This is a genomic window from Nocardia sp. NBC_01499 (genome assembly GCF_045040275.1).
Taxonomy (GTDB): domain Bacteria; phylum Actinomycetota; class Actinomycetes; order Mycobacteriales; family Mycobacteriaceae; genus Nocardia.
In genome coordinates this window covers 5,390,687-5,403,620 of sequence record NZ_CP109426.1, presented here as the reverse complement: position 1 = coordinate 5,403,620, position 12,934 = coordinate 5,390,687, and the positions used below count along the sequence as shown (strand labels likewise).

The following is a 12,934-nucleotide window of genomic DNA, read 5'->3' as shown; positions in this document are numbered from 1 at the left end:
TCCGCTACTATCGGACGCTGGTGGACTCACCGACCTGATGATGAAAGAGGAAAAGACTCCATGGACGAACTGATCGCCGCGCTCCGGACCCTGCTCAGCACCATGAGTGCCAAGTAGGCTGTCTGCCGAAACGGCAAAAGGCCCAGCTCTTCACGAAGAGCTGGGCCTTTTCGCATTAAGCGGAAACGCTGATCAGATGGATCCGCCCGCCGCCGAAGGGGCACCGGAAGCATCGCTCGGTCCACCCATTTCCCTGGCGATGAACTCCTCCAGATCGAACAGGTTGGACCCGGCGCGCTCGGCGATGGTGAGCAGGGTCGTCATGTTGGCGACCTCCTCGACCTGCTCCTTAAGGAACCACTGCATGAACTGCTCGCCCAGGTAGTCGCCCTCTTCGCGGGCGGTGCTCGCCAGCTGGATGATCTGGTCGGTGACCGTCTTCTCCTGGGCGAGGGCAAGCGCGATCGGCTCGTGCACATTCTCGAACTTGGACTTGGCAGCGTCGATGCCGGACAGGTCGACACTGATATCCCGGTCGAGGAAGTACTGCACGATCATCATCGCGTGGTTGCGTTCTTCGACCGCCTGCGCATAGAAACGCTTGGCCAACTGCGGCAGGTCAGCATTGTCGAACCACACCGCGATTGCGATGTATTGATGCTCGGCATTGAATTCGTGCCTGATCTGATCGTGGAGCAGGCCGTGGAATTTGCTGCGTGGGGACTCCGGATGGCTGGACATGGTAAGTGACATTAGCGCTGGTCAAGGCGCCTGTCATCCAAGTGCAACCTTATTGAGGCTAGTATTGCCTAATTAATTCTTCGCTGCCCCAGCCATTCTCGGGGTCGCGTTGTCGGCGCGTTGCGGTGCGCGGAGTTCGCGCGCGATGAAGTCCTCGACGTCGAAAAGGGCGCCGGTCGAACGGTCGATCACGGTCAGCAGCGTGCTCATTTTGGCGACGTCTTCGACCTGCTCCTTGAGGAACCACTGGATGAAACGCTCGCCGAGATAGTCGCCGGATTCGCGGGCCGCCCGCGCGAGCCCGGTGATCTGCGCGCTCCTGGTCTGTTCGGACGCGAGCAGGAAAGCTATTGCGGCGCGGGGGGATTCGAAGGTTGACCGGATCTCGTCCAGCCCGCCGATGCGGACCTCCAGGTTGCGGTCGAGCAGATATTGGATCATCCGTAATGCGTGTGCGCGCTGCTCGCCGGACTTGCCGTAGCAGTGTCTCGCCAACTGCGGCAACCGATTCGAGTCCAGGTACACGGCGGCCGCGAGGTACTGCTGCGCGGCCGTGAACCTGTGCTGAATCTGTGTGCTGAGCAGAGCGGGGAACGGCTGATCGAGCTCGGTGTCCGTCATGTAATCGACGCTACCGCGTCAGCAGGTCGTCCGGAATCGGTCTGTCCGAGGCAATCGCGTCGAAGAACTGGCCAGCCTTGTTCTTGTCCCACAGCAGCACATTGCCGCTGCTGTCGGTGTCCTCGAAACCACCGACCGGCACCGTCGTCGGCACCGTGTCGCCGTGCAGCGCCCAGCCGAGCTGCGCCAGATTCCAGATGTGGTCGCCGTCATCGACCTTCAGCGATTTCACGGTGTCGCTGGCCACCGGCCACAGCTTGAACGGATTCGCCAGGGTCGCGGCACTTGTCATCTTTTTCACCAGCGCCGCCATGAAGATGCGCTGATTGTTGATCCGGTCCAGGTCGGCGAGCGCGGTCGCGCGGCTGCGCACGAAACCGAGCGCCTCCGGTCCCTGCAGCTTCTGGCAGCCGGCGGGCAGGTTGATTCCGGCCAGCGGATCATCGATGGCTTTCGGCAGGCAGACATCGATGCCGCCGAGGGAGTCGACGACACCTGCGAAACCGCCGAAGCCGATCTGCGCGTAGTGATCGATATGCACGCCGGTCGCGATCTCGACGGTTTGCACGAGCAAATTCGCACCGCCGATCGCGAAGGCGGCGTTGAGTTTGTCCTTGCCGTTGCCAGGAATGCTGACGTACGAATCGCGCGGCAGGCTGATCAGCTCGGTTTTCCCCGACTGCGGGATGTGCACGAGCATGATCGTGTCGGTGCGTTCCGGGCCGACCTCGCCGCCGGTGGCGAGCTGCTGCTCCTGCTCGGGGGTCAGGCCGGCGCGGCCGTCCGAACCGACGAGCAACCAGTTGGTGCCCGGCGTATCGCCGATGCGACCGGCATAGCTGGCCAGCGCAGGAATGCGGGTCAGCGAGCCGTCGAGTTTCACGACGGCGCCGACCACGGCCACGATCAGCACCAGCAGCAGGACGAGGAACCAGCGGAAATAGTGGCGCTTGCGGCGCGGCCGCGGCTCGCGCGGTGGACGTTCGCCGCGCGGGGGCCGGGACGGGGGTGGCGGCGGTGGCGGGCTCGCGCGCCGCGGCGGCGGTCCCTCGCGGTAGGGAACCGGCTGTTGGGTGGGCGCGTAGTTCGGCGGCCTGCGCGGTTTGTCGAGCGGCGGCATGCGCGACGCCACGTTTTCCGGCGGGACCTGCGAATACGCGAGCGGCTGCTGCGGGCCGCCGCGATGCAACACCTGGGTCGGCTCGATGTACGGCGACTGCGGGTCACCCGGTGGCCCAGCACGATGCGGCCCTGGGCGCTGCACCGGCGGTTGGCCGGGCGGCGGCACCCGACGCATCCGCGCGCGGTACTGGGGATCGTCGCCATTCATCACAGAGACTCTACTTATCAGTCGTCGTTCCGGTCGGTCGTGCGACGGATGATCTCGGTCCGATTTCCAGCCCTCGCCGGACCGAGCGACCCGCGTATGTCGCGCCGGTCGCAGTGCCCATCCATCCGCGCACTCTCTATGAATTCGCCTGCGCTCCCGCGCTGTTATCCAAATGCGGAGAACAGTTGGATCACGAGCTCGGTCCGTTGGTATTGATGCAGGTGAGGGGCTATGTCTGCGTATCGATGTGTTTGTCGACACCGCGATCGGTCCGCGGCCGTGTCTGTTCGGCGTCGCGGGGATACGGCGGTCTTCCGTCCGGCGATGTTGTTCGGGTGCGACTCGTCGAGCGCGAGGCGTGCGCGGTGCTGGTGGGGGTGGGGCAATAGATTCGAGCCATGCGTGGTGAGTCCGGGGCCGAATGGGGCGAGTCCGAGGTGACGGATCGGGAGCGGCTCGGGATCAGGCTCGAGATCGCGGTCGTGCTGGTTGTCACGTTCGGGTTGAGCGGGCTCAACGCGGCACTGTCGCTGGTGGAGAGCGCGCTCGCGCCGGGCGGGGTCGGTGGGCGCACCGTCGCGCTGAATCCGTCGCGGTCCGCTCAGTCGACCATCGATCTGCTGTTCCAGTTGCTGAGTGTGGCGCGGCTGGTGGGGTGGGCGGCGCTCGGTCTATACCTGTTGTGGCGCAGTGGAATCGGGCCGCGCCTGATCGGGCTGGCGGCGCGGCTGCGCTGGCGTGCTGACGTCGTTCCCGGACTGGTGCTCGCGGCCGTCATCGGGCTGCCCGGCCTCGGCCTGTATCTGATCGCGCATGCGATGGGCGTGAGCGTGACGATCGTGCCCGCGTCGCTCGGCGAGCACTGGTGGCGGCTGCCCGCCCTGATCCTGTCCGCCTGCGCGAACGCGCTGGCCGAGGAGATCATCGTGGTCGGTTACCTGATCACTCGCCTGCGCAAGCTCGGCTGGTCGGCGAACTCGTCACTGCTCGCCTCGGCCCTGTTGCGCGGCAGTTACCACCTGTATCAAGGCCTCGGCGGCGGCGTCGGAAACCTAGTGATGGGCTTGGTCTTCGGGCGGTACTGGCAGCGAACGAACAAGCTGTGGCCGCTGATCCTCGCCCACGCCACCATCGACACGGTCGCCTACCTCGGTTACACGGCCCTGCACGGCCACGTTTCCTGGCTGCCGTAGCGCGCACCCGCCGCGGGAAGTGGGCCGGGTCTGAGCAGTGTTCACATGCGGCAGTGGTCAGATGCGGCGGAGTCCGTTGAGGAACGGGCAGCCTGCCAACGTGCGCACCGCGCGGCTGAGGGATTCGATGTCGTCGGCGGGGGCGGTGAACGGTAGTCGGAAGTCGTGGTCGCCGTCGCGCCCTTCGACGCGAAGGGTGAGGCCGTAGCGGTCGATGGCGAGCGGGTGCACGATGCCGTGCTGCAGTCGCGGCGGCAGGTGCCTGGCCAGTTGCGCGACGACGTCGGCGTGGTCGGCGTCCATGTGCTGCAGCCAGGCGGATTCCAAGGTGCAGAACGGATCCGGCTTGGCAAGGCGCAGTTCGTCGATGCTCACCGATTCGGCACCGGTCGAGTCGGCGACCACCGCGGAGTTGATCACCAGCCGCAGCAGGGTCGCGGTGTGGCCGACGTCGAGCAGGCCGGGATCCGGGTTCTCCTTGGCGACCTCACCGGCCAGCGCGCGCTGCGCCTGCGACGGCACCGCGCGCACCCAACCGCGCAGCCACACCAGCGCGCGGACCGGCTCGCGCAACGGCAGCGGCGCGTGATCGGTGAGCTCGAGCACCGCCGGCGCGCCCGCGTCCGGTGAGTTCCCGGCCACGATCGCCGCCACCGAGGTGGTCGGCACCGCGATCACCGCATCGCCGCACTCGCGCACGTGATGCACGGAGACGGGCGTCGGGTCGATGCCCGGCATGGCCAGCACCGCCTGCTCCGCATGGGCGCACGCACTGCGCACCCGCTCTGCGGTGGACGGTGTGACAGTCGATGTCGGACGCGGCATACAAACCTCCGTGGTCGGGCGTTGTTCGCCTCGCTCGGGCGCTCATTTAGGTTACCCTAAGCTAAGTGACCAGCGGAACATTCGCAAGCGTTCGCCCCACCCTGATCCTGAGAATTCGCCGCCCGTTGTCGTTCGGCACCTTTCGCGGGCCTCGCTGCCGTCTCCGGGCCCGCGCACCCGGTTGTTACGGTGGCTCGGTGGCGCACGGAGCGGAAACAAGCGGAGAACCGGTACTCATCGCATTGACGGCACCCGCCCGGCGCAGTGTCGTCGACGGCTTGGTGCGCGCGCCGCGACCCGATAGCTCCGCGCCGCGACCCGATAGCTCCGCGCCGATCCTCGACGCGGACGCACCCGACGCCGACATCGCCGACTTCCTCGCCGCCATCGTTCACACCGACACCGGCTTCATCGCCCGCACTTCCTCCGGCGAACGCGCCCTTGCGATCGTCGCGGCCACCGCCGCCGCCCTGTGCGGCGAAGACATCCGCACCGCCCTGTCCACGCCGGACACAACATTCCTGAACGCGCTGAAACCCCCTGCGGTAGAGGCCCTCCGCACCGTCCTCCTCGCCGTCGAGACCGACGCCGTCGACGAAGTGACCCAAGCCCTGCACCCCCTCGCCCGCGGCTGACCCAGCCTCGGAAAACCGGGCTGGGGTTGGGGAGGGGGTTAATACCGGGAGCGCCGGTCGCGGACGCAAGTAAGGTCGTAACCGTGCCGCGCATCGCGTACTTCGGGCCCTCCGGAACCTTCACCGAGATGGCCCTTGCCGAACTCGAATCCTCGGGAGCCTTCGAAGGGGCCGTCGAGCGTATTGCCGCGCCGAGTCAGGGGGCCGCGCTCGAGTTGATCCGGTCCGGCGACGTGGCGGGTGCGGTGGTGCCGATCGAGAGTTCGGTGGAGGGTTCGATCTCCGCGACGCTCGATTCCCTCGCCATCGGTCCTCGGCTACAGATCGTGGCGGAGACCGAGTTGGAGGTGACCTTCACGATCCTTGGTCATCCGGGCACCAGCCTCGCCGAGGTGCGCACGCTGGCCGCCTATCCGGTCGCCGCCGCTCAGGTGCGCGAGTGGGTGTCGCGGGAGTTGCCGCAGGCGCGGCCCTACGTTTCGGCGTCGAACGCCGCGGCGGCCGAGGACGTGATGGCGGGCAATGCCGACGCCGCGGTGTCCACCGCGCTGGCCGGTGCGCGGCTGGGGCTTGCGGTGCTTGCCTCCGGTGTTGCCGACCACGAGCAGGCGATCACCCGTTTCGTGCTGGTCACCCGTCCCTGCGTGGCGCCACCGGCGACCGGCGCGGATCGGACATCGTTCGTGCTGGAGTTGACCAACGAGCCGGGTTCGCTGATGCGCGCGTTCGCCGAGTTCGCTACCCGCGGTATCGATTTGACCAGGATCGAATCCCGGCCGACGCGCACGGGCATGGGCACCTATCGCTTCTATCTCGACTGCGTCGGGCACATCGATGACACGGCGGTGGCCGAGGCGCTCAAGGCTTTACATCGCACCGCCCGGATCCGGTTCCTCGGTTCCTGGCCTGCGACGTCGGCGACCGGCACGCCGCCGCCCTCAGACGAGGCGGCCGCGGCGTGGCTGACGCAGCTACAGAAGGGGGTGGCGGATCTGTGACCGAGGCAAAGATCGGCCCTGGCAAGTTGATTCTGGTCCGGCACGGGGAGACCGAGGGCAATGTCGCGAAACTGCTCGACACCAAGGTTCCTGGTTTACCGCTCACCGAACGCGGTGCGGCACAGGCCAAGCTGTTCGGCGAAAACCTGCTGAACCCGCCGCAGGTGCTGTTGTGCTCGGCGGCTCAGCGCGCCCGCCAGACGGCCGGTTACATCGAGGCCGCGACCGGCGTGCCCGCCGTCGTCCTGGACAACGTGCAGGAGGTGCAGGCGGGCGATCTGGAAGGCAAGCACAGCGAGCAGGCACACCTGTTCTTCCAGCGGATCTACCGTGCCTGGCACAACGGCGACCTGGACGAGCGGGTCCCCGGCGGCGAGTCAGGGCGCGACGTGCTCGCCCGTTTCCTGCCGGTCGTCGAAGAACTCCGCGAAACGTATCTGACGCCCGACTCGACCGGTGATGTTCTACTCGTCAACCACGGCGCCGCGATGCGCCTGGTCTCCCGCTACCTAGCCGACGTGCTACCCCCGTTCACCACGAACAACCACCTGGACAACACCGAAACCATCGAACTCGTCCCACTCCCCGACGGCGGCTGGGACTGCACTCGCTGGGGCCGGTTCACCCCACCCTTCGGCTACGACGTCGCACCCACCTCCGACGACCCGATGGGCTAGCGCTGGCGACCCGATGAGCTAGCCACCCGAGGCTGTGGGTCCGTCTACACCTGTGGGTCCGGCTAGACCTGTTCGGGCTTACGCGGAAACTCCGCGCGTTCGGGCAGTCCACTGATCAAGTCCTGCAACGCGGTTCGCAATCGTGCCGGTGTTCCGGTGCTGAGCGACGTCCATTTCACGCCGTCGTCGGATTTGCTCGCGGTCGCGATGAAACGTCCTGCGCGGGTGTTGAATACCGCGATGTGGTTGTCGGTGACGTCGCGGGTGCCGTCGCCGTACACGACGGCGACGATCTCGGCGTGTGAGTGGATCTGCACCATGGCCGAGGCGAGGGCTTGCGCGTCGGCGGGTGGGGTGCCGACCTTGGCCAGCCGGTTGGCGGTTGCCGCCGCATCGCCGGTGTCGTCGAAGATCGGCACCAGCTGTTCGGTCGGGGCCCGCATGCCGGTCAGGTCGAGCGGCTCGCCGGGGCCGAGCGCCGCGATCACCGGGCCGGGCAGGTCGTCCTCGGCCTCGTCGATCACGTAGGACTGCGGCCCGCGCAGGGCGACGGTGACAACGTCGTCGCCCTTCGCGAGGCACATGCGACTCGCTCGACCTTCTACGAACAGCCGTAGCGCGACCACCCAGTGGGGTCGGTACAGCGCGAGCAGCCGGTCCTCGAGTTCCTGATGGATCACATCACCGACCAGGAGTTCCCGATCGGTGAGCGACTGGGCGGCCACGGCCATCGCGGCATCGTGATCGGCGACGTTGTCGTATTGCCCGCGTGCGTCAAGCACGACGGGCACCTCGTCGATCTCCAGCTTCTCCAGGAGAAACTGCATCTCGTCGAGCGACAGCACCACCGACGCGAGCATCGACGGGCCGCGGCCCGCACCGAGCACCGTCACTTAGCGGCCGACCCGGTGGCGTCGGCGCCGATCACTCCGTCGGCGGCGTAGCGGCCGTCGTTGAAGTGCTCGACCGAGCGCAGGTATTCCTGGCTCTTGTGCTCGGACTCGTCGTCCTCGTCGCGAACCTGGTTGCCGAGCAGCGGGCTGCCCGGCGTGCTGTTGCGCTGCACCGGTGCCGCGGTTGGCTGGCTGACCGCGACGTTCTCGGCGGCCGGTGCCGCGGCGGGCGCACCGCCGGGCGTACCGGAACCCCAGCCCTCGGGGAGCTTGAGCGAACCGTTGCCGAGCGAGACCGAGGCGCCGGAGCCGAACGACGCGGAGCGCGTCGCGGCCGACACACCGGCGGAGGCCAGACCCGCGCCGCCGACCATGGTTGCCGGTGCCGCCACCGCACCGCTGATGCCCGGTGACGCGGCGGTGGTGACGGCCGCGATCGCGTGCGAGCCGATGGTGCCCGCGGTGGACACGCCGGTGGTCGCCACCGAGCCGGCGAAGTTCGCCGCCTGCGTCGCTGCGCCGACCACGCCGGGGTTGTTCACGAACGCCGCTGCCGTCGAGATCGCGGTCTGCACCGGATCGACACTGGTGGCCTGGTATGCCTGATCGGCCTGGCCCGCCGAATCCGCGGTGCCGGCGCCGTGCGCGATCGCGGGCGGGTTGACGAACTCGCCCGGGGTCAGCACCATCGCGGTGGTCGCCGCCTCGTAGGTTTCCATGGTCAGCGCCGCGCGCAGGTCGAGCGCGGCCTTGGCCGCCTCAGCCGCTTCGGAGGAGCCGTTCAGCACGCCGCCGGTCGAGGCGGCGGCGACCCGCGCCGCGTCGACGGCCGCGATCTCCGGGAGGCTCGGCATGGCAAGCGATGCCACGGTGTAGGCGATCGCGTTGCCCGCCGCCTTCGAGCCCATAGTGGCCGCCATGACACCCTGCTGTTCGGCCCAGCCGATGAAGCCGGTGAGCTTGGACAGCGCCGAGATGCCGTTGAGGCCCTGCATGCCGACGCCGAGCTCCGCCATCACCCTGGCGACGGTCGCGGTGGCGTCGATCCATGCGGCGGTGAGCCCGCCCCAGGCGGTGGCCGCGGCCGAGATCGGGATGGCGTGCGCGCCGGAGTTCAGCGCGATCGAGTTTCCTTCTGCCAGACGGGGCAGCCAGAACACCCCGGTGATTCCTGCGGTCATGCTTTCTCCCCTTGCTTGTTCTTTTGCTATGCCCGCAGGCGTTAAGCGATTGTTCCGCTGATGACGTTGACGACGCCCGCCCGGGCGACATCCTCACCGATGTGTGTGACGAGCTGGCTGCGCAATGTCGCGGCAGCGTGATGCAGCTCCAGAATTCCCTGGGCGACTGCCTGGTCGTGTGTCATCGCCCCCCGGTTGAGGTGGTTCGCGGCATGCAACGACACCTCGTCGATGCCGGACGGGATGACATGCGTCGCCGGCGCGGTCAACGTGGCGGCGGCGGCCAGCCGCTCGGCGAGTAGATCCAGCTCAGCAGCGGCAGCGAGAACGACTTCGGGTTGTACTAATACGTGACCAACCATGACTCGACTCCTTCTAGTGGCGGCTATGGGGCGGAACCACGAGAATTCCCCCTTCGAGTGATAGGACGCGACAGCGAAGCGATCGGTTCCATCAGATCCCCTAAAGTTTCTTCCTGTCTCACCCCAACTGCAACCGCACTCATACAGCTGGGGTAAAGACTAACCCCATCCCAGCTGATGTAGACGGTCTTCGTCAATCCCGAAATAGTGTGCGATCTCATGGATCACGGTGATCGCCACCTCTTCCACCACTTCACTCTCGTCCGAGCAGATGGCGAGGATGGAGTCGCGATAGATCGTCACCGTGTCCGGCAGCGCACCCCCATAGTGGCTGTCCCGTTCGGTCAGCGCGATGCCGTGATACAGCCCGAGTAAATGTGGATCCTTCGGATTGCGTGCTTCGATCAGCACCACGACGTTATCGATGGCGCGCGCGAGTTCCGGCGGAATGCGGTCGAGCGCATCGCCGACCAGTTCCTCGAACCGATCCTCGGACATGGAGACCGACATCGTCGCGGACTACCTCGGCGCTGGCTGCGCGGGCAGCGGCGCCGCGCCGGGCAGCGGCGTCGGTGTCGAGCGGCCGGTGTTCGGCGGCGGCTGCGGTGCCTGGCCGTTGATCAGGATGTCGCCCTTCGCGGAACCGGTGATCGGCGCGAATCCCTCCCGATCCGCCCCCTTGCCGACCATGCAGTCCAGCTTGCGACTGCCGGCCAGCCAGCTGCGGGCGTCCAGATAATCGAAGAACAATGTCAGCGTCTTGTTCTTGATCACATCGGGCCCGCCGAGATAGTCCGACGAGGTCCGCGTGCATTCGTCCTCGACGAACTTGTCCTGATCGTCCTTGGCGGGCGGGCCGCCCTGGAACCGCTGGCCGAGGTCGATGGTCGAGACGACCTCCACCGCGTGCACCTGCGAGCAGTCCACCGGATCGGTGGGCAGGTTCTGATTGATGCCGAGGCATACGCCGGGGCCGTACACCTTCGACTGATCGTGTTCGGCGGCGCTGCCCGTCGACGGCGGTGTGCCCGTGCTCGCCGCGTACTGCAGCCCGCAGCGCAGCGTGCGGTCGCCGTGCTGCCAGCCGTCGGGGCTCGGATACATCAATCCGACGATGTAGCGCCCACGCGGATCGAACTTCCCGCCCATGTACTGCTGCACCGCGGGAACGCAGTGCTCTTCCTTCAGCTCGGTCAGCCGCAGCGAGTCGGGGAACCGCGACCCGGGCCCGAACTCCTTGCCCGGATACTTGCTCATGTCGACATCCGCCGCGACCTCGAACATGTGCTTGCTGTCGCAGCGCACCTTGAACAGGTCGGAATGGTCCGGCTTGGACCAGCTAAGGCAATCCCCCTTGACCGCCGTGCCGAATTCCTTGTCCACCACCGGCTCACCGGGCGAGCCCGGGTTGTGCGCCTCGACCTTGTTGTTGTCGAACCCGGTCACGAACAACGTCACCAGCGCGGCGATCACGGCACCGGCGGCCACCAGCAGTAGCCCCCAGCGCAGGGTCGGTGCTGGCAGGGCGACATCGCCGCTGAACAAGCCCCGAACCTTGTCGAGCGGACGCCGCGCCGTGCCAGGGCGTGACGGCAGGCCACGCTTGGGCAGCCGACTCGATGGCTCTGGCTTGGGTGCATGATCGGAGGGGGACATCGCGGTCCATCATGGCAGTCTCTGAGCCGCGGTGCCACGACCCGGTCTGATCAGCGCTTTTGGCCGCGCCCGGCCGGGCTAGCCGCGGAACGCGGACACGAAGATGCCGGGAATTCGCGCCGGGTTGCCGCTGGCGTAGAACTCGGTCAGCTTCTGCCCGGTCACCGCCGCGGCCGCGTTGTCGACGAACCACGGCGGCTTCGGTGACAACGCGAGCTCACCGTGCAGCACCGAGCGCGGCGCCGGTCGGAACGGTCCGTGCACCACCGTGCGCTCCACGTCGTCGAGTAGAAAAGCGTTGTGCACCACGCCGATTCCGCTCTGCACGTCGTCGAGGGTGTGGCCGGGGAACGCGCCCCACGAGGCGCGCGGGGTGAGGAAGGCGAGGCCGGTCCACGCGTTCACCGCGATCGCGCCGTAGCTCAGCCGTTCGATGGCTCGCTCGAAGCCGATGCCGAGCTTGCGGATGGTCGCCGGATGGGCGAGCACGTTGGCGCCGAGCGTTCCCGCTAGCTCGTTGTTCGCGAAATCGACTGCCTGCTGCAGGAATTCGCCGTCCGCGTAGGGCAGTTCGACCACGCCGAGGACGGGCGAGAAGTACTCGGTGCGCAGCAGCGGCGTATCGGTGAGCGGCAGCCGCTCGACCAGCACCCGGCCCGATCCGACCTGGTCGGCGCCGGGGTAGGCGGCCAACGCGTCGGCGACCCGCGCGTCACTGCCCGGGTAGTACGCGGCCCGCTGCGGTGCCTGCGCGAGCGCCGTGCGCAGCTCGGCCAGGAACTTGTCCTTGAGCGCCCAGTCCTTGCTGATCACGATCGCCTGCGCGGCGATGCAGTTGTAGCCGCCGTTGTGCAGCCGCTGGGTCGCCACGTGCTCGGCCTGGAAGCGCAGATCGGCGTCGGACCAGTCACCAGGCACCACGATCGTCGGCGATACGCCACCGAGCTCGCTGGTGATCGGCTTGTCCAGCAGCGGCCGCTTGTCCTGCTTACGTTCCAGTCCCTCCGGACCCGGCCCCCACACGATGGTGTCGTGCGTCTGCGCGCTGCCGGTCATGTGCACATGCGCGACGTCCGCGTGGTGCACCAGGTAGCTGCCGGTCGCCGCGCCACCGGTCACGATGCGCAGCACACCCAGCTCGCACAGCGGCGCGAACACCATCTCGAACACCGTGAACAGCGGGTCGGTGATCGGGTTCAGCTTCAGCACGACCACCCGGTTGTGCGCGTACAGCTCGTACAACGCGTCCAGCGGCGGAATAGAGGTGATGTTGCCCGCGCCGAGCACGGCCCCGATGCCGCCGGTCGCGGTCGGATCGAGCTGCGCGAGCCCGGCCCGCCGCCGCGCGGTATCGGCGTCGACACCGGGCCGCAGCCACACCTCGCCGTGAAAACCGTTGAGCAGCAACCGGTCATAGGTGCTCAGCGGCATAATCGGCACCGCGACCCGATTGCCGGGCGCCGCCTTCACCGCGACCCCGTCGAGCGGGCTGCGCCCGTCTTCCAGCGCGGCCAGCGTCGCGGACAGTGCGGCCGTGGCCTGCAGCATGGCCAACGGTCCCGACATCCACTCCTCGCCGACCAGCGGCGAGTCCGCGTCCAGGCCCTTGATGGTCCGCGCGGCCCGCACCCAATCGTCGGCGAAGCGCCCGGTTCGGGCGTGGATGTCATCGAGGAGCTCACGGCGGCGGCGCAGCGGGGTGCGCGACCACACCTTCTCGCCCTCGGTCAGCTCGACCAGTGCGTCATCGATCGCTGATTCGTCGAAAGTTGTACCCACAAGCCAACTATGCGCGCGCGATCGGCCGAGTGGTCCGCATCGT

14 protein-coding genes are annotated in these 12,934 nt (G+C 67.6%); 4 read left to right on the top strand and 10 right to left on the bottom strand.

Annotated features, from left to right (window positions below):
- Positions 1 to 192 precede the first annotated feature (192 nt).
- The 3 genes from OG203_RS24665 to OG203_RS24655 all read right to left on the bottom strand — a co-directional run bounded on the left by OG203_RS24665 (position 193) and on the right by OG203_RS24655 (position 2,692).
- Positions 193 to 741 (bottom strand): ferritin, encoded by a 549-nt coding sequence (locus OG203_RS24665; RefSeq protein ID WP_150400542.1) that lies wholly within the window; start codon positions 739 to 741, stop codon positions 193 to 195.
- 72 nt (positions 742 to 813) lie between these two features.
- The gene (locus OG203_RS24660; protein WP_405159644.1) at positions 814 to 1,362 is read right to left on the bottom strand and encodes a ferritin; all 549 of its coding nucleotides are present in this window, start codon (positions 1,360 to 1,362) and stop codon (positions 814 to 816) included.
- Positions 1,363 to 1,372: 10 nt separating this feature from the next.
- Positions 1,373 to 2,692: an LCP family protein gene (locus OG203_RS24655; protein WP_405159643.1), complete on the bottom strand. Its 1,320-nt coding sequence runs from the start codon at positions 2,690 to 2,692 to the stop codon at positions 1,373 to 1,375.
- Between the two features lie 398 nt (positions 2,693 to 3,090).
- On the opposite strand from OG203_RS24655, the gene OG203_RS24650 reads away from it, so the two are divergent.
- The gene (locus OG203_RS24650; protein ID WP_405159642.1) at positions 3,091 to 3,885 is read left to right on the top strand and encodes a CPBP family intramembrane glutamic endopeptidase; all 795 of its coding nucleotides are present in this window, start codon (positions 3,091 to 3,093) and stop codon (positions 3,883 to 3,885) included.
- Between the two features lie 57 nt (positions 3,886 to 3,942).
- Here the strand turns inward: OG203_RS24650 and OG203_RS24645 are convergent, their stop codons facing one another.
- Positions 3,943 to 4,710 (bottom strand): DUF2470 domain-containing protein, encoded by a 768-nt coding sequence (locus OG203_RS24645; protein WP_405159641.1) that lies wholly within the window; start codon positions 4,708 to 4,710, stop codon positions 3,943 to 3,945.
- Between the two features lie 197 nt (positions 4,711 to 4,907).
- On the opposite strand from OG203_RS24645, the gene OG203_RS24640 reads away from it, so the two are divergent.
- From OG203_RS24640 to OG203_RS24630, 3 genes are all read left to right on the top strand, one after another.
- Positions 4,908 to 5,345 (top strand): hypothetical protein, encoded by a 438-nt coding sequence (locus OG203_RS24640; RefSeq protein WP_405159640.1) that lies wholly within the window; start codon positions 4,908 to 4,910, stop codon positions 5,343 to 5,345.
- A gap of 83 nt (positions 5,346 to 5,428) precedes the next feature.
- Positions 5,429 to 6,343: a prephenate dehydratase gene (gene pheA, locus OG203_RS24635; protein WP_405159639.1), complete on the top strand. Its 915-nt coding sequence runs from the start codon at positions 5,429 to 5,431 to the stop codon at positions 6,341 to 6,343.
- Entirely contained in the window at positions 6,340 to 7,020 is a 681-nt protein-coding gene (locus OG203_RS24630; protein ID WP_405159638.1) for a histidine phosphatase family protein, read from the top strand. The genes pheA and OG203_RS24630 overlap by 4 nt, the downstream gene beginning before the upstream one ends.
- 62 nt (positions 7,021 to 7,082) lie before the next feature.
- Here the strand turns inward: OG203_RS24630 and OG203_RS24625 are convergent, their stop codons facing one another.
- The 6 genes from OG203_RS24625 to OG203_RS24600 form a co-directional block, all read right to left on the bottom strand.
- Positions 7,083 to 7,913, bottom strand: coding sequence for an ESX secretion-associated protein EspG (locus OG203_RS24625; protein WP_405159637.1), 831 nt, complete (start codon positions 7,911 to 7,913; stop codon positions 7,083 to 7,085).
- Positions 7,910 to 9,094, bottom strand: a complete 1,185-nt coding sequence (locus OG203_RS24620; RefSeq protein WP_405159636.1) for a PPE domain-containing protein — start codon at positions 9,092 to 9,094, stop codon at positions 7,910 to 7,912. Before OG203_RS24620 ends, OG203_RS24625 begins: the two co-directional genes overlap by 4 nt.
- Before the next feature lie 41 nt (positions 9,095 to 9,135).
- On the bottom strand, positions 9,136 to 9,456 hold the full coding sequence (locus OG203_RS24615) for a PE domain-containing protein (RefSeq protein ID WP_405159635.1): 321 nt from the start codon (positions 9,454 to 9,456) through the stop codon (positions 9,136 to 9,138).
- Positions 9,457 to 9,615: 159 nt separating this feature from the next.
- Positions 9,616 to 9,966: a metallopeptidase family protein gene (locus OG203_RS24610; protein WP_405159634.1), complete on the bottom strand. Its 351-nt coding sequence runs from the start codon at positions 9,964 to 9,966 to the stop codon at positions 9,616 to 9,618.
- A gap of 9 nt (positions 9,967 to 9,975) precedes the next feature.
- A complete protein-coding gene (locus OG203_RS24605) occupies positions 9,976 to 11,112 on the bottom strand; it encodes a septum formation family protein (RefSeq protein WP_405159633.1) in 1,137 nt (378 codons plus the stop codon).
- A gap of 78 nt (positions 11,113 to 11,190) precedes the next feature.
- The gene (locus OG203_RS24600) at positions 11,191 to 12,891 is read right to left on the bottom strand and encodes an aldehyde dehydrogenase family protein (protein ID WP_405159632.1); all 1,701 of its coding nucleotides are present in this window, start codon (positions 12,889 to 12,891) and stop codon (positions 11,191 to 11,193) included.
- Positions 12,892 to 12,934 lie beyond the last annotated feature (43 nt).